The organism is Clostridium sp. AF27-2AA (assembly GCF_003478505.1).
Lineage (GTDB): Bacteria > Bacillota > Clostridia > Lachnospirales > Lachnospiraceae > Brotaphodocola.
In genome coordinates, this window is sequence record NZ_QUFI01000022.1 from 1 (window position 1) to 240 (window position 240).

The 240-nt window shown below is 38.3% G+C and carries 1 protein-coding gene; it reads right to left on the reverse strand.

What is annotated here, in order from left to right; translation table 11 throughout:
- Positions 1 to 52: 52 nt before the first annotated feature.
- A partial coding sequence (locus tag DWY84_RS17575) for a hypothetical protein (RefSeq protein ID WP_207665130.1) occupies positions 53 to 240 on the reverse strand: 188 nt, incomplete at its 5' end.

The window sequence follows — 240 nt, forward strand, 5'->3', positions numbered from 1 at the left end:
CTTGATGTGTCCGTTTTTTTCAGGTATCCTATGGCAAGCAATCGTAAGAGGTTTAAACCAATACCTTGTGTTTGCGTGGTTTTTTATCTCTAGCTGAGCCAATGAAGATAATGGCTACAGTCAGGCATTCACTCTGCCCAAAAACAAAACACAGCCAGAATGATATTTGGAAAAGTCTATTTTTACAGACTTTCGTTAATATCGTTCTGGCTGCGTTATTCATTATCGTAGAATAGTCAG